This window comes from Microbacterium sp. KRD172, assembly GCF_017168295.1.
Taxonomy (GTDB): Bacteria; Actinomycetota; Actinomycetes; order Actinomycetales; family Microbacteriaceae; genus Microbacterium; species Microbacterium profundi.
Genome location: NZ_JABFAS010000002.1, coordinates 1,184,227 through 1,199,581, shown reverse-complemented (window position 1 = coordinate 1,199,581; position 15,355 = coordinate 1,184,227). Strand labels below are relative to the sequence as shown.

The 15,355-nt window shown below is 69.0% G+C and carries 13 protein-coding genes; 7 read left to right on the top strand and 6 right to left on the bottom strand.

Features of this window, described 5'->3' with window-relative positions; genetic code table 11:
• The 4 genes from J1M43_RS06090 to J1M43_RS06075 are packed head-to-tail and all read right to left on the bottom strand — an operon-like array spanning window position 1 to window position 4,117.
• Complete coding sequence (locus J1M43_RS06090; RefSeq protein WP_206476289.1) at window positions 1-1,005, bottom strand: hypothetical protein; 1,005 nt, start codon at window positions 1,003-1,005, stop codon at window positions 1-3.
• The gene (locus tag J1M43_RS06085; protein ID WP_206476287.1) at window positions 1,002-2,237 is read right to left on the bottom strand and encodes an ATP-binding protein; all 1,236 of its coding nucleotides are present in this window, start codon (window positions 2,235-2,237) and stop codon (window positions 1,002-1,004) included. The genes J1M43_RS06090 and J1M43_RS06085 overlap by 4 nt, the downstream gene beginning before the upstream one ends.
• Entirely contained in the window at window positions 2,227-2,889 is a 663-nt protein-coding gene (locus J1M43_RS06080) for a response regulator transcription factor (RefSeq protein WP_206476285.1), read from the bottom strand. Before J1M43_RS06080 ends, J1M43_RS06085 begins: the two co-directional genes overlap by 11 nt.
• A 28-nt stretch (window positions 2,890-2,917) precedes the next feature.
• Complete coding sequence (locus J1M43_RS06075) at window positions 2,918-4,117, bottom strand: class I SAM-dependent RNA methyltransferase (protein ID WP_206476283.1); 1,200 nt, start codon at window positions 4,115-4,117, stop codon at window positions 2,918-2,920.
• Window positions 4,118-4,140: 23 nt separating this feature from the next.
• Here J1M43_RS06075 and J1M43_RS06070 point away from each other — a divergent pair, with 23 nt between their 5' ends.
• From J1M43_RS06070 to J1M43_RS06060, 3 genes are all read left to right on the top strand, one after another.
• Window positions 4,141-4,782, top strand: coding sequence for a nucleoside triphosphate pyrophosphatase (locus J1M43_RS06070; RefSeq protein ID WP_206477330.1), 642 nt, complete (start codon window positions 4,141-4,143; stop codon window positions 4,780-4,782).
• A 78-nt stretch (window positions 4,783-4,860) separates the two neighbouring features.
• Window positions 4,861-6,627, top strand: coding sequence for a biotin carboxylase N-terminal domain-containing protein (locus tag J1M43_RS06065; protein WP_206476281.1), 1,767 nt, complete (start codon window positions 4,861-4,863; stop codon window positions 6,625-6,627).
• Between the two features lie 104 nt (window positions 6,628-6,731).
• Window positions 6,732-8,174 carry an IS1182 family transposase gene (locus tag J1M43_RS06060; protein ID WP_081766114.1) on the top strand — a complete coding sequence of 481 codons (1,443 nt, stop codon included), beginning with the start codon at window positions 6,732-6,734 and terminating at the stop codon, window positions 8,172-8,174.
• A gap of 214 nt (window positions 8,175-8,388) precedes the next feature.
• Here the strand turns inward: J1M43_RS06060 and J1M43_RS06055 are convergent, their stop codons facing one another.
• Window positions 8,389-9,837, bottom strand: a complete 1,449-nt coding sequence (locus J1M43_RS06055; RefSeq protein WP_206476279.1) for an NAD(P)H-quinone dehydrogenase — start codon at window positions 9,835-9,837, stop codon at window positions 8,389-8,391.
• Between the two features lie 49 nt (window positions 9,838-9,886).
• Between J1M43_RS06055 and J1M43_RS06050 the strand changes: the two genes are divergently transcribed.
• Genes J1M43_RS06050 through J1M43_RS06035 form a run of 4 tightly spaced genes read left to right on the top strand, consistent with a single transcriptional unit; the run spans window position 9,887 to window position 13,418 of the window.
• On the top strand, window positions 9,887-10,720 hold the full coding sequence (locus J1M43_RS06050; RefSeq protein ID WP_206476277.1) for a purine-nucleoside phosphorylase: 834 nt from the start codon (window positions 9,887-9,889) through the stop codon (window positions 10,718-10,720).
• Entirely contained in the window at window positions 10,717-12,393 is a 1,677-nt protein-coding gene (locus tag J1M43_RS06045; RefSeq protein WP_206476275.1) for a phospho-sugar mutase, read from the top strand. The genes J1M43_RS06050 and J1M43_RS06045 overlap by 4 nt, the downstream gene beginning before the upstream one ends.
• Before the next feature lie 13 nt (window positions 12,394-12,406).
• On the top strand, window positions 12,407-13,132 hold the full coding sequence (locus J1M43_RS06040) for a TSUP family transporter (protein WP_206476273.1): 726 nt from the start codon (window positions 12,407-12,409) through the stop codon (window positions 13,130-13,132).
• A gap of 19 nt (window positions 13,133-13,151) precedes the next feature.
• Complete coding sequence (locus J1M43_RS06035; protein WP_206476271.1) at window positions 13,152-13,418, top strand: HPr family phosphocarrier protein; 267 nt, start codon at window positions 13,152-13,154, stop codon at window positions 13,416-13,418.
• A 5-nt stretch (window positions 13,419-13,423) separates the two neighbouring features.
• Here J1M43_RS06035 and J1M43_RS06030 read toward each other — a convergent pair whose 3' ends face one another.
• Complete coding sequence (locus J1M43_RS06030) at window positions 13,424-15,346, bottom strand: PRD domain-containing protein (RefSeq protein WP_206476269.1); 1,923 nt, start codon at window positions 15,344-15,346, stop codon at window positions 13,424-13,426.
• Window positions 15,347-15,355: the final 9 nt, after the last annotated feature.

The window sequence follows — 15,355 nt, the reverse complement described above, 5'->3', positions numbered from 1 at the left end:
TCATTCGCGCTCGCGCGGAATCTCGTGCCACAGTCCGACGGAGTCCTCGTCCGAGGAATCACCGGAGCCGGATCGTCCGACGACGGTCACGGCCGTCTGCGGGTCTCGAGCAGCGCGGATGATCACACGACCTGCTTCCGCGCTCATCAGGACGCGCGCGAGTTCATCACGGATCTCAGCCCGACGATCCTCATCGAGCTCGTCCAGCCCGCCCTCGTCGAACACCGTCACTGCGGCTCCACGCAACCGCGCCTGCCGGATAGCCTCGCGCACAGCGTCATTGAGCAGACTCGCACCGCGCAGCTCGTCGCGCAGCCGCCCCTCGGCGAGCCGCGCCTCCAGACGATCCTCATCCGTGAGCAGGCCACGTGCGGCGACAGTCCTGGTCAGCACGGGACCGGCGACCGCCAGCGCGTACTTCACACGGACGCGACGCTCACGCTGGCGCACCAGCTGAGTGGCATGCCACGCCGACACCGCCTGCTGGATGTCCGCCAGATGCTCGGTGTCGTGCACGGCACGATCCCAGAACAGCACCAGCAGCTGCGCCACCACCGTCCACATCACCGATCCGACCAGTCCGAGTTCGAGTGCGACGAACGGACCGATGCACACCGCGGACGACACCGTGAGCGCAGCGAGCACCAGCCAGCCCGCGATCGCCCTTCTCCGCACGATGCACACCACCGCGAGCAGACCGACGGCGCCGATGTACCAGGTCGCGAACGGCGCCGTCCGGTGAGCGGGACTCAGTGATTCGCTCACCATCGCCGGGATCACCGCGGCGACGACCACTGCGACCACACCCCACCACCGTGGCAGTTGCGGCCCCGCCGGCGCCTCCAGCAGCACCGTCGTCACCACGACGACGAGATACAGCAGGATCGCCGCCACCATCAGCAGCGGAGCAGTCGGCTGCACGGTCCACCACACGGCGCGCGCCGCGAAGTACACGGCGAAACCTATCGCGAGCGAGGTCGCGACGCTGCGGACCGAGCGGTTCATTCGCGCATCCAACCCAGCACCACAGTGGTGCCCTCACCGTCGGAGTCGATCGTGGCCGTGCCCGCGACACCCGCCATCCTGGCGATGATCGACGCGCGGATGCCGAGCCGGTCCTCGCCGACCGTGTCCATGTCGAATCCGCCTCCGGTGTCCATGACCGTCACCGTGAGTCCGTCGTCGCCGTGGCCCTCCACGATGAGATGCAGTCCGCGTCCGTGTGCGTGGGTGACCGCGTTTCCGACGGCTTGACGAGCGGCGAGAACCAGAGCACGGGCCGCGCGACCGGGTATGAGGCCGGATCCGCCGCGCTCCTCGACGATCGCGTCCGCTCCGCGTTCGGAGAGCGCGCGCCGCAGCTCGATCACGATCTGTGCGGTACCGACCGGCTCGTCGCTCCCCTCTTGAGCCACGGCCGCCTCGGTGTTGGCGAGCCGTGTCAGCGCCTCACGCGCCATGGCGACGGCGAGGTCTCGCGCGCGATCGCTGTCCGCACGCTCGGCGGCGATCAGTGCCGCGAGCACGCTGTCATGCATGAGCGCTGCCATCGCGACACGCTCCTCCTCGGCGGCGGCAGCAGCGGCCGCCCCGGCATACGAGGCGACGGCCCGTCCGCGCGCGTCGTCCACTCCGGCGGCGACGGAGCGGAACATCCATCCCAGCGACAGGATGACGATGCCGAGGATCAGCGTGAACGAGACGTCGAATGCCGTCAGAGTCCAGACAGATCCGGCGAACTCGCCCTCCACTAGGCGCACACAGCCGTAGACGAGCGGCACCGCCACAGCCCAGAGCATCTGGATCCGCACCGGGAAGGCGAGCATGGCCGCCGCGACGCCGACGTTGACGAGGAAGAAGATCCACGGCTGGTTGACCGCGCGATGGTCACCTGCCCCGACGGTGAGCGGCCAACTCGCGAGCGCGACGAGGTAGGCGACCGCGAACGAGCCGGAGGCCACGCGCACCCCTCGGCCGATGACGCACGCCACCAGCATCGCGATCAGCGGAATGTAGACGATCACGAGCAACGTGATGTGGACGGGCGAGGTCCCGGACGACATGGTACCGATGGCTGCGAACATCGCCTGCGTCCCCAGCATGGCGGAGCCGATCGCCACGACTGTCGCGAGGATGCGTTCCATCCGCTTTCCAGTGAAGCGCTCGAACGCCGTCTCTGCCGCCCCGAGGGACGGAATCCGGCTCCAGGCGTCCTTGAGGGCGGTGTCAGCCTGCATTGGAGGCCCCGTCGGCCGCCACGATTCCGTCCTCCATCGCGCGGCGCAGCAGGTCGATCTTGGTCGATGCCTGCCGGCCGACCTCGACGTACTTCACGCGCACACGGGTGATGTTCTCCTTGGCTGTGGAGTACGCGACTCCGAGCCGCTCAGCAACGACCTTCAACGGAAGCCCCGCCGCATACAGGCGCAGCACCTCGCGCTCGCGCACCGACAACTGCGCGTCTGCGAACTCCCGGTCGCCCTCGACGGCGCTGGCCCATTCGACATTGTTGAGCGCGTCGCCACGTGCGACGGTGCGGATCGCGTCGAGCACGTCATCCAGCGCTGAGGACTTGCTCACGACGCCCGCGGCGCCGGCTGCGAGCGCTTCTCGCACGGCGGCCGGGCGGTCGGCGACGCTGTGGATGACGACGCTGGCGCCGTCGGAGACCAGGCTCCTCACATTCTCTGTGACGGTGGTGCCGTCTCCGAGAGTCAGATCGAGCACGACCACGTCAGCCGGAGCGGAGCCCGTGGAAGCACGCCATCCCAGATACGAGCCGACTGTGCTGCCTGAGAACACGACCGTCTGCGCGCCGTCGCGTTCGCATGCGAGCTCGAGCCCCAGACGAACGGACTCGTGGTCATCGATGAGTGCGACCCTGCTCATTGCTCCACCCTATCGATCTGCTGAGAACTCACCGACTGAGCAGCGCGATGACCTCGAAATGGTGCGAGTGCGGGAACAGGTCGAAGCCCTGCAGGGACTCGACGTTCCACCCGAGATCGCGGAACGTGCCGAGGTCACGCGCCAGAGCGACCGGGTCGCATGCGACGTAGACGATCGCGTCGGGGCTGAGGGCGTGCACGCCCTCGACGACAGCGCGCCCGGCGCCGGCGCGCGGCGGATCAAGGACGACGGTGCCCGCCTGCATCCCCGAGGGAAGCCCGCTCAGGTAGCGGTCGACGCGATCGGTGACGGCGGCGACGTCGAACGGATCGAGGTTGTGCTTCGCGTGCTCAGTGGCGCGGCGGCTCGATTCCACAGTGACGAGATCTGTCGCACCGAGCTCGGCGAGAGAGGCTGCGAAGAGGCCGACCCCGCCGTACAGGTCGAGATGGGTCTTTGCCGGGTCGATCCGGCCCTCGAGGACGGATCGAACGGCCGTGTCGAGCGTGTCGGCGGCGCGCGCATGCACCTGCCAGAATCCGTCGGCATCCACTCGGAAAGTGCGCTCGCCGACCTGCTCCTTGATGACCTCCGAGGGCTGGCGCTTGCCCCGCTCCGGGCGACGGATCACGTGCACCTTGCCGTCAGCATCCTGTACGAGGTCGATGCGACCGGGCTTGGCGTTCTTGAGCGAGAGCGCCTCGGCCGCCACGCGGCGACGTGCCAGCGGATGCGACTGCACGGGGATCACCCGGTGGCTGCGAGCCGCGAACGGCCCGACCACGCCATCGGCATCCACATGCAGCGAGACGCGCGTGCGCCACCCTGTACCGTCGCCGTCATCGATCGCCGCGATCTCGGGAGCCTCGAGGCCGGAGCCTGCGAACTTGTCGAGCGCCTCGGTGAGCACCTGACGCTTGAGCGTGCGCTGGTGCGCCAGATCGATGTGACCGAGGTCAGCGCCGCCTGCGCGATCGACGGGATCACGCGAGATGTCGGCTTCCTTCCACACGTGCGGACGACGCTGCGGCGATTCCTCGAGCACTTCGAGCGCCTCCGCCCGCCAGAACGACGACTTGGCGCCGTCGGTGACGCGTGCGCGCACACGCTCGCCCGGAATCGCGTCCGAGACGAACACCACGCGACCTTCGTGACGTGCGATGAAGGTGCCACCGTGCGCGATGCCGGTGATGTCGAGGTCGAGCGTCTGGCCCGCAGAAGAAGTCATCCCTCCAGGATACGGTGATGGACATGCGCGTCTGCCTGGCTTCCACCTCCCCCGCCCGTCTCATGCTGCTGCGTCAGGCGGGGATCGATCCGCTCACACTCTCTCCGGAGACGAATGAGGATGCCATCGCCGCCGCGGCTGCGGCCGAGCGGGGCGCTGATCTGCCTCCTGCTGACCTCGTGCTGCTGCTCGCCCGCGCCAAGGCGGCCGACGTCGCACAGCGCCTGGCGACGGAAGACCCCGGCTTCGACGGGATCGTGATCGGCGGCGACTCCATGTTCGAGCTGGGCGGTCACGTGTACGGCAAGCCCTACACGCCGGAGGAAGCGACGCGCCGGTGGCACGAGATGCGCGGCGCGACTGGAATCCTGCACTCGGGGCACTCGGTGTTCCGCGTCGCTCCGGGCACGGCGCCGAGGGAAGCCACCGCCATCGCCGAGGCATCCGTCACCTTCGCCGAAGACATATCGGACGACGAGATAGCTGCATACGTGGCGACCGGCGAGCCCCTGAATGTCGCCGGCGCCTTCACCGTCGACAGCCTCGGCGGTGCGTTCATCACGCGCGTCGACGGCGACCCGTCCACGGTCGTCGGCATGTCCCTGTCGACCGTCCGCCGACTGGCCGGTGAGCTCGGCGTGACCTGGACGGATCTGTGGTCGTAGGGATCCCGCCACGTTCTTGCGTGTTTCTTGTGGAGAGTCGTCAAAAGTATCGACGTCGATCTCGCTAGGCTGACATTCATGCCTGATATCGCCAAGGTCCTCATCGCGAACCGCGGCGAGATCGCCGTACGCATCATCCGCGCCGCCCGTGATTCCGGGATCGGCTCCGTCGCCGTCTACGCCGACCAGGATCGGGATGCTCTGCACACCCGCCTCGCGGACGAGGCGTACTCCCTCGACGGCGACACCAGCGCCACCACCTACCTCCAGATCGACAAGATCCTCTCCGTCGCGCGCCGCGCCGGCGCCGACGCCGTCCACCCCGGCTACGGCTTCCTGGCCGAGAACGCCGAGTTCGCCCGCGCCGTGATCGGTGCGGGCATGATCTGGATCGGACCGTCGCCCGAGGCGATCGAAGCGCTCGGAGACAAGGTCACCGCGCGCCACGTCGCCGAGAAGGTCGGCGCCCCCCTCGCCCCCGGCACGCCGGGCCCGGTCGAGAGCGCGGACGAGGTCGTCGCCTTCGCGAAGGAGCACGGCCTGCCGATCGCCATCAAGGCCGCCTACGGCGGCGGTGGACGAGGCCTCAAGGTCGCGCGTGAGCTCGACGAGGTCGCCGAGCTCTTCGAATCGGCGACCCGTGAAGCGGTGGCCGCGTTCGGACGCGGCGAGTGCTTCGTGGAGAAGTACCTCGACAAGCCCCGCCACGTCGAGACGCAGTGCCTGGCGGATGCCGAGGGCAACGTCGTCGTCATCTCCACCCGCGACTGCTCGCTGCAGCGCCGCCACCAGAAGCTCGTCGAAGAGGCACCGGCGCCGTTCCTCACCGAGGAGCAGAACCGCCAGCTGTACGAGTCGTCCAAGGCGATCCTGCGCGAGGTCGGCTACGTCGGCGCCGGCACGTGCGAGTTCCTCATCGGTGCCGACGGCACCGTCTCCTTCCTCGAGGTGAACACGCGACTGCAGGTCGAGCACCCGGTCTCCGAGGAGGTCACCGGAATCGATCTGGTGCGCGAACAGTTCCGCATCGCCGCCGGCGGGACCATCGACTACGACGACCCGACGCCGAACGGTCACTCGTTCGAATTCCGCATCAACGGCGAGGACCCCGGTCGCGGCTTCCTCCCGCAGCCCGGTCCGATCCACGTGTTCAAGACCTTCGGCGGGCCGGGCATCCGCCTGGATTCCGGCGTCACGGCCGGGGATGCCGTCTCCGGCGCCTTCGACTCGCTGCTGGCGAAGATCATCGTCACTGGCCGGGACCGCGCCGAAGCGCTCGAGCGCGCCCGCCGTGCTCTCGACGAGTTCGAGGTCGCAGGCCTGCCGACCGTGCTCCCGTTCCACCGCAAGGTCGTGCGCGATGCCGCCTTCACCGCGGAGAACGGCACGTTCGGCATCTTCACGCGCTGGATCGAGACCGAGTTCGACAATGACATCCCGGCATGGGACGGCGAGCTGGATGCTCCGGCACCCGCCGAGAGCCGCCACACGGTTGTCGTCGAGGTCGCAGGCAAGCGCCTCGAGGTCAGCCTGCCCGATCGCGTGGCTGTCGCCTCAGGCGTCTCCGGCCGTCCGGCCGCCGTACCGCCGTCCAGGCGCAGCCATGCCACGTCGGTGTCGGCAGGCGCTTCGGGAGACGCGGTGAAGTCGCCCATGCAGGCCACTGTGGTCAAGGTCGCCGTCGAGGATGGCCAGCACGTCGTCAAGGGCGACCTGGTCGTCGTGCTCGAGGCGATGAAGATGGAGCAGCCCCTGCAGGCCCACAAGGACGGCGTGATCGGCGGCATCAACGCGACCGCCGGTGCGACCGTCTCTTCAGGACATCAGCTGCTGCTGATCTCCTAGGTGCGTGGGTCAGATCCTTCCGTTAACGCGCCGGGGTGAATCCGGTGGGCAGCGCGGGGTGCTGGGAGAATCGATTCATGACGGTGACTGCCAGCCTGGAGGGTCTGTTCGAGGTCGAGCCGGGTGAGGCGCGGGCGCCGGGATCGGCTGCACCGGCGGGTGCGGGCAAGACGTTCCGTGGGTATGACCAGGGGCAGTGTTTCCTGCTCCCGCCGAGTCTGGATGACTGGCTGGACGAGGATGATGAGGCCCGGTTCATCTCCGAGGTCGTCGAAGAGCTCTTGGATCTGACGCCGGTCTACGCGTCGTACGCGTCCGCCTCGGGTGCGCCTCCGTATGACCCGCGGATGATGTTGAAGCTGCTGCTGTTCGCGTACGCGACGGGCGTGACCTCCTCTCGTGAGTTGGAGCGGCGCTGCAAGCGCGACATCGCCTTCCGGTGGCTGTCGGGCAACCAGGCGCCCGACTACCGGTCGCTGGCCCGGTTTCGTCGGCGTCACCTGGATGCCCTGCCGGGGTTGTTCCTGCAGGTGCTGCGGGTCTGCGCGGAGGCGGGGCTGGTGCGGTTGGGGCGTGTCGCGCTGGATGGCACGAAGCTGGCCGCGAACGCGTCGCGGCATAAGGCGATGAGCTACGACCGGATCGTGCCGAAGATCGATCAGCTCCAAGCCGAGGTCGCTGCGCTGCTCGCCGAGGCGGAGGCGGTCGATGAGGCCGAGGATCAGCAGTTCGGCCAGGACCGGCGCGGGGACGAGGTCGCCCCGGAGCTGGCCCGCCGTGAGGGGCGCCTGGCAAAACTACGTGCCGCGAAGGACGCGATCGAGGCCGACGCCGCCGAGAAGGCGGCAGCCGTAGCGCGGAAGAAGGCCGACGCCGCCGGTCAGCCCCCTGAGCAGGCCGACGCGGCCGTCGCGACTGCGGTGGACACGGCGGCGCCGAAGCCGAAAGCGCAACGCAATTTCACCGATCCTGAGGCGCGGATGATGAAGACGGTCCGCGGGTTCGATTACGCGTTCAACGCGCAGGCCGTTGTCGATGAGGGCCACCAGATCGTGCTGAGCGCCGAGGTCACCCAGCAGGCCACCGATATCCAGCAGTTCGTCCCGATGGCCGAGCAGACCCTACGGAACCTCGACGCGGCAGGAATCGAGCGTTCCCCAGAGGTCGTCCTCGCTGACGCGGGCTACTGCTCGGAAGCTAACCTCGAAGCCGCCGACGATCTGGACGCACAGGTGTTGATCGCGACGGGACGGCAACGTCACGGCGAGAGCTTCCCTACCGCCGGCGCCCCGGACCCGGCCCCAGAGGACGCGAGCCGGCGGGAGCGGATGGCGCACGCGCTGCGCACCGAGCAGGGCCGCACCGACTACGCGCGCCGCAAAGCCATCGTTGAACCCGCGTTCGGGCAGATGAAGACCCGGCAAAACGCCGGACAGCTCCGGCTACGCGGACTCGCCGGCGCCCAAGGCGAATGGCTACTCCACACGATCTGCCACAACCTCCGCAAGCTCCGCGTCGCTACAGCCGCCGGGCTGGCGCCCGCATAGGCCTCCCCAGGGGTCCCTGGGCGTCACAGCACGCACCGACAGTCGCCACGAGCCCCTCGCCGTGCGATCCCGCACGCTCTCACACCGCAACGGCCCGCCCGTTCCCGTTCGCGACCGTCAGCGCGCGATGCCAGAGTCAACGCCGCGCGCCACGCCACCCGATTCTGACCCGCGCACCTAGGTGCGTGGAACCGGTAGCCGGGCGGAGCCGACGTCAGCTGATGTTCACCAGGTGCATCGCGCGCGACGCATCTGTGATGCTGCTCGACAGCGACGGGTACGCGGCGAACACACGTGAGACCTGGTCGACCGTGAGGCGACGCTCGACGGCGACGGCGATCGGGTAGATCAACTCCGACGCCTTCGGCGCCACGATGACGCCGCCGATGACCGTGCCCGATCCCTTGCGTGCGATGATCTTCACGAAGCCGTCCTTGATGCCCATCATCTTCGCGCGCGGGTTGGCGGCCAGGGGCAGCTTGTACACCAGTCCGTCGGCGACACCGTCTTCGACGTCCTTCTCGCCCCAGCCGACCGTGGCGATCTCGGGAGCCGTGAAGATGTTCGAGGTGACCTTGATCTTCTCGAGCGGGATGACGATGTCGCCGAGCGCGTGGAACACCGCGGTGCGACCCTGCATGGACGCGACGGATGCGAGCGGCATGAAGTTCGTGCAGTCGCCGACGGCGTAGACGTTGGGCACCGACGCCCTGGCGACGCGGTTCACGCGCACGTGGCCGGACTCGGTGAGCTCGACACCAGCCTCCTCGAGACCGATGCCAGCGGTGTTCGGAACCGAGCCGACCGCCATCAGGCAGTGGCTGCCCTCGACGGTGCGCCCGTCGGAGAGAGTCACGAGCACGCCGGTCTCCGTGCGCTCGACCTTGTCGGCTCGCGACTTGGACAGCACGGTCATGCCGCCGCGCTTGAAGACCTTCTCCAGCACGCGGGCCGCGTCCTGGTCCTCGCCCGGCAGCACCTGGTCGCGACTGGAGATGAGGGTCACCTTGGCGCCGAGGTTCATGTAGGCCGAAGCGAACTCGGCGCCGGTGACGCCGGAGCCGACGACGATGAGGTGCTCGGGCAGCGCCTTCATGTCGTACAGCTGCGTCCAGGTGAGGATGCGCGTGCCGTCGGGCTTCGCGCTGTCGAGCTCTCGCGGCGATGCACCGACCGACACGATGATCGTGTCGGCCTCCACGCGATCGAAATCGGTTCCACCGGGGCCGGTGGCCACCACGATCGCGTTCGGGCCCTCGAGTCGTCCGTGACCGGACAGGATGCGCACCCCCGCCTCGAGCAGGGTCTCGCGCATGTCCTCCGACTGCTGCCCTGCCAGGGCGAGCAGCCGCTTGTTGACCGCGGCGAGGTTGATCGCGATCTCGGGCTTGAGCGGCTTGCCGCTCGCACCCTTCGCGTAGAACTGCACACCGAGGTCGCTGGCCTCCGAGATCGCGACCGCGGCATCGGCCGTCGCGATCAGGCTCTTCGAGGGCACGACGTCGGTGAGCACGGCCGATCCTCCGACGCCGACGCGTTCGACGAGCGTCACCTCAGCACCGAGCTGGGCTGCGGCGAGCGCCGCTTCGTAACCGCCGGGACCGCCGCCGAGGACGGCGACCCGCTGAGTGCGCTCGAAAGGAGTGGAAGACATGACCCCCATTCTTCCGCAATCCTGAGTGCGTTGCCGTCACCACTCTTAGAGTGGATCCATGACCGACATTCACGACAACCCTCTCGACGACCCGAACGCCGATCCGTTCCAGGTCGCAGCCCTCGCCGCCGCGGACATCGCGCGGCTCAGCGGCGTCGAGAAGCACGACATCGCCCTCACGCTCGGAAGCGGATGGGGCAAGGCCGCCGACCTGCTCGGGGAGACCATCGCGACGATCCCGGCCACCGAGGTCACCGGCTTCTCCAAGCCGGCTCTCGAGGGCCACGTCGGTACGCTCCGCAGCATCCGCACGCCCGGAGGCAGGCACGTGCTCGTCATCGGCGCCCGCACCCACTACTACGAGGACCACGGCGTCCGCCGTGTCGTGCACAGCGTCCGCACCGCGGCCGCCACGGGTGCGGCGATCATGGTGCTGACCAACGGCGCAGGCGGAATCCGCGAGACGTGGAAACCCGGCCAGCCAGTGCTCATCAGCGACCACATCAACCTCACAGCGGACTCTCCGCTGGAGGGAGCGAACTTCGTCGACCTGACCGACCTCTACTCGGCGCGGCTGCGCGAGATCGCACGCACGATCGACCCGTCGCTGGACGAGGGCGTGTACACGCAGTTCCGCGGACCCCACTACGAGACCCCCGCCGAAGTGCAGATGGCGAAGACCATCGGTGGCCACATCGTGGGCATGTCGACCGCGCTGGAGGCGATCGCCGCCCGCGAGGCGGGCATGGAGGTGCTGGGCTTCTCGTTGATCACGAACCTCGCCGCAGGCATCCAGAAGACACCGCTCAGCCACACCGAGGTCATCGAGGCCGGTCGTGAGGCCGAGCCCGTGATCTCGGCGCTGCTGGCCAGAGTGGTGGAGGCGCTGTGAGCGAGCAGGCCGAGGCTCGACTGGCACAGGCGCGCGCGTGGCTGCGGCAGGATCCGGATCCCGCGACCCGCGACGAACTGGCCGGCATCGTCACCAGGGCGGCATCCGGTGACGCCGCGGCGATCACCGACCTGGACGACCGCTTCGGCGCCCGCCTCGCCTTCGGCACCGCCGGACTGCGCGGCGCGCTCGGCGCGGGAAGCAACCGGATGAACCGGGTGCTGATCGCCCAGGCCGCCGCCGGCTTCGCCGAATACCTGCGTGAGCACGTGCCAGGCACCCCGACCGTCGTGGTCGGATACGACGGTCGCCGCAACTCCCGGCAGTTCGCCCTCGATTCGGCCGAGCTGTTCGCGGGCGCCGGCCTTCGCACGATCCTCCTGCCGCGCCTGCTGCCCACGCCGGTGCTCGCGTTCGCCGTGCGTCATCTCGACGCGGATGCCGGCGTGATGGTCACCGCGAGCCACAATCCGCCGGATGACAACGGCTACAAGGTCTATCTCGGTGGTGCGAACGCCGGGTCGCAGATCGTGGCCCCCGCCGACGCCGAGATCGCCGCGCACATCCAGCGCGTCGCCGACCGCGCTGATGCGACGGCTCTGCCGCGTTCGGCGTCGTACGAGACGGCCGCGGAGGATGTCGTGTCCGCCTACATCCGCGAGACGGCTGCTGTCGCTCCTGCTCCGGAATCCGCGAAGGGCCTCAACTGGGTCTACACCGCGATGCACGGCGTGGGCTGGGAGACCTTCTCGCGCATTCTCCGCACCGCCGGCTACCCCCAGCCGAAGACGGTCGGCGAACAGCTGCACCCCGATCCGACCTTCCGCACCGTGTCGTTCCCGAACCCGGAGGAGCCCGGTGCGATGGATCTCTCCTTCGCGACGGCCGGGCGCACGCGCGCCGACTTCATCATCGCGAACGACCCGGACGCGGATCGCCTGGCCGTCGCGATCCCCGATGAATCGGCGGACGGCGGATGGCGCCGGCTGAGCGGCAACGAGGTGGGCCTGCTGCTGGGCGCTCGCGCGGCACGTGCGGCGGAGGGCACGCCCGGCGCATCACTCGCGTGCTCGCTGGTCTCTTCGCCCGGCCTCGGGGCGATCGCCGCGCATCACGGGCTCGACTTCCACGAGACCCTCACCGGCTTCAAATGGATCTCGCGCGCCCCCGGCATGGTGTTCGGATTCGAGGAGGCGCTCGGGTACCTGGTCAATCCGGAGACCGTGCGCGACAAGGACGGGATCTCCGCGGCGATCGCCGTGCTCGGTCTCGCCGCAGAGGCTCGGGAGCGCGGAGAGACCCTTGCGACCCTCGTCGCGCAGCTCGGCGAGACGTACGGCCATTTCGCCAGTGGCCAGGTGTCGATCCGCGTCGACGATCTGTCGATCATCGACGGGATCATGCTCGCGCTGCGCACGCTGCCGCCGAGCCGTATCGGGAGCACGGCGATCGATTCCGCCGAGGATCTCCTGCAGGCGGCGGAGGGGCAACCGTCGGGAGACGTGCTGCGGTACCGCCTCGCCGACGGCTCGCGGGTGATCGTGCGGCCGAGCGGCACCGAGCCGAAGCTCAAGGTGTACATCGACGCACGGGCCGACTCGGCGGAGGACTCCCTACGCGCCGTCGCCGATCTCGAGGCCGGTGTGCGCGCACTGCTGGAGGAGCGCTCCTGATCAACGTCGTGCGATGACTCTCGCCCTTCTGTGCGTCGCGGCCGTCGTCGCGGCGGTGATCCAGCGCGTCACCGGTCTGGCGTTCATCCTCGTACTGATCGGCCCTGCCGTGGTCGTGTACGGGCCGACCCAGGGTGTGACCGTCGCCGTACTGCTCGCGATCATCGCCTCGGCGATCGCGCTTCCCTCAGCCTGGAATCAGTTGGACTGGCGACGCATCCTGTGGCTGCTCGGCGCCGGACTCGTGGCCGCACCGTTCGGCGCGCTGCTGACCCGGCTCCTGCCGGAGCCGGCTCTGCTGCTCATGATCGCGGGCATGGCGGCGCTGGCGCTGCTCGCGCACCGGCTGGGCGGAGTCGTCGCCGCCTCTCTGCGCGGCAGACGGGGTGCGCTGCTCGCCGGCGGGGTGGCCGGCTTCATGCACGCCTCCAGCGGTCTCTCCGGCCCCGCCCTCGCCGCGTTCGCGGTCGGGGACCGCTGGGATCAGCGCCGCTTCGCCGCCAGCGCCCAGGTGATCCTCCTCGGATACGGGCTCGTCTCGGTGCTTCTGAGAGGAATGCCCTCGATTCCGGTGACCGATCTGGCCGTTCTCGGAGTCTGCACGGCGGCGGGAATCATCGGCGGTGCGCTTCTGACACGGGTCATCCCGCTCTCGCTTGCCAGATGGGCGATGCTGTCGTGCGCCTGGGCGGGGACGGTCGTCGTGTTCATCCGCGGGCTCCTCGCCCTCGCGACGTGAGCCCGGCTAGCATCGCTGTATGCCCACCCGACACGTGATCATCAGCGCGCACAACGGTGTGCACGCCAGGCCAGTCGCCGAGCTCGTGCGCTTGGCGCAGTCCCACCGGGATCCGATCACTCTTCGGACGAAGGGCGGTGCGGAGGTCGATCTCAGCAGCGTGCTCGCAGTGATGGATCTCGCGCTGGCGCAGGGTGATGAGGTCACGCTGTCCACGTCGGAGTCATCGGCGGCGGCGGGAGTGCTGGATGCCATGACCGAAGTGCTCGTGCGCCACGACCGCTGAATCGATCACCCGTCGATCACGGCGACCAGCTCATCCAGGAACGCCTCGAACGTCGTGCCACGGCGCACGATGCGCTGCACGCTCTCACGTTCACTGAAGACCTCGACCAGCTGTTCGAACACCGTCTGGAACGCGGTGCGGTCGCTCTCGCTGAACGCCGCGAGTGCCACCACCTGCACGCGTCCCTCGCCCCATGACACGGATCCGTCGGCGACTCCGATCGCGATCGCCGTGCGCTGCGCCGTCATCTGCAGTGCGTGCGGCACCGCCAGGGCATCGGTGAAGGCGGTCGACGACATCCGCTCCCTGACGATCGTGTTCTCGACGTAGTCACCGCCGATGAGTCCGGCGTCCACGAGCAGACCGCCGAGTCGACGGATGACGGCTTCCTCGCCCTCGTCCGGCAACGGCCGCACGAACGCATCCGCGACGAAGTAACGCGACAGCTCCGCGCGCAGCCGGTTCAGTCGTCGCGCACGGCGCATGCGTGCGGCTGCCTGCGACACGCGCTCCACATCGGCGTCAGTGAGGAACGGCTGGATGCGCACGTAGCGGTCGCCGGTCGCACCGGGCTCGATCGTGCTCAGCACCAGGTCGGTGTCGATGGCATCCCAGTCCGGATCGACGCTCGTGACGACGCTGGTGACCTCGACCGACGAGCCGAGTGAGCGATCGACGCTCGAGCGCAGCAGCTCGTGCAGTTCGTAGTAGCCGGGGCAGACGATCGTCGCGGTGAGGATCGATTCGGCCTTGCGGCTGCGCTCCAGGCGCCCGCCGATGTGCATCGCGATATAGGCGATCTCGTCGTCGTGGATCGGTGCGCCCAGCCGGTCGTGCAGACCGCTGGCGATCGACACGGCGACCTCGAAGATCATCGGGTAGGAGGACTTCAGCGACCGTGTGAGCGGATTGCGCGTCCACGCCTGCTCCTCGGCGCGCCGCAGGAGATTCTGCACGTGCAGCGCGAGTCGCAGGATGAACGCCTCATCGACGAGGTCGACCTGATAGTCCGCCGCAGCCTGGACGATCTCGGCGCGCACAGCCGCCTCGACGACCTGATCCACACCGCTGCGCGCCGCATCGTGCCCGATGCTCTGACCCGGCGCGATCGCCCTCGTCAGTACGAGGGTCGCGAGGTGCGCGCTGTCGCCCTCTCCGAGCGCCACACCGAAGTGCTCCTCGGCGAGCTGCGTGATCACGCCGCCCAGCTTCGGGATCTCCTCCGAGGCACCCGCCTGCGGGGTGTCGAGCGCGCGCCCCGCCGAGACGCGATCGGCGGCGATCGCGATGTGCAGCAGCACGTCGGAGATCGCGAGCTCGTTGACGTAGTAGCCGAGCGCACCCAGCTCGCGCACCAGCGCGGTCTTGAACGGCGCCACGGCATGCGCGGCGACCGCGCTGCCGGTGAGCGCGCGGCGGATGCTCTCGGGATGGAACGATCCGGCATCCATCTCGTCGTGCGCGAGCCGGCTCAGCAGCCGGCGCTGCGCGATCTCGGTCCCCTGCAGGCGGACGATCTCACGATCGCGTTCGAGCCGGAGATCGGTGCCGTCGAGCAGGCCGCGTACACGGGCGAGATCGGATTCCAGGGTGGCCTCGCTGACGTGCAGCCGATCGGCCGTGGCGTACACATCGATGCCGTCGGATTCGTCGAGCAGCATCCGCACGACGGTGTGCAGGCGATCGCGCGGTGCGGACTCCCCCGTCGCCCGCGCGCGCAGGGTCGCATGCGCGCCCGCACCGGCGCGGTATCCGGCAGGTCCGGACTCGACCGCGTCGCCGCCTGCCGCGCGGGCGTTGAGGGCGGCCACGTAGGAGCGAATGCTGCGCGGCGTCACACCGAACAGATCGGCGAGGCTCGCCGCCGTCGCCCACTCGTCCTGCCGGAGAAGGGTCTGCAGGAGCTGATCCTGACGCTGGCGCGACATGCTCCCATG

Coding starts and splice junctions, on each gene's coding strand:
- J1M43_RS06075 (WP_206476283.1), bottom strand. CDS start 4,117: ATGACTTCTTCTGCGGGCCAGACGCTCGACCTCGACATCACCGGCATC.
- J1M43_RS06035 (WP_206476271.1), top strand. CDS start 13,152: ATGCCCACCCGACACGTGATCATCAGCGCGCACAACGGTGTGCACGCC.
- J1M43_RS06090 (WP_206476289.1), bottom strand. CDS start 1,005: ATGAACCGCTCGGTCCGCAGCGTCGCGACCTCGCTCGCGATAGGTTTC.
- J1M43_RS06050 (WP_206476277.1), top strand. CDS start 9,887: ATGACCGACATTCACGACAACCCTCTCGACGACCCGAACGCCGATCCG.
- J1M43_RS06030 (WP_206476269.1), bottom strand. CDS start 15,346: ATGTCGCGCCAGCGTCAGGATCAGCTCCTGCAGACCCTTCTCCGGCAG.
- J1M43_RS06055 (WP_206476279.1), bottom strand. CDS start 9,837: ATGGGGGTCATGTCTTCCACTCCTTTCGAGCGCACTCAGCGGGTCGCC.
- J1M43_RS06085 (WP_206476287.1), bottom strand. CDS start 2,237: ATGCAGGCTGACACCGCCCTCAAGGACGCCTGGAGCCGGATTCCGTCC.
- J1M43_RS06070 (WP_206477330.1), top strand. CDS start 4,141: ATGCGCGTCTGCCTGGCTTCCACCTCCCCCGCCCGTCTCATGCTGCTG.
- J1M43_RS06040 (WP_206476273.1), top strand. CDS start 12,407: ATGACTCTCGCCCTTCTGTGCGTCGCGGCCGTCGTCGCGGCGGTGATC.
- J1M43_RS06080 (WP_206476285.1), bottom strand. CDS start 2,889: ATGAGCAGGGTCGCACTCATCGATGACCACGAGTCCGTTCGTCTGGGG.
- J1M43_RS06065 (WP_206476281.1), top strand. CDS start 4,861: ATGCCTGATATCGCCAAGGTCCTCATCGCGAACCGCGGCGAGATCGCC.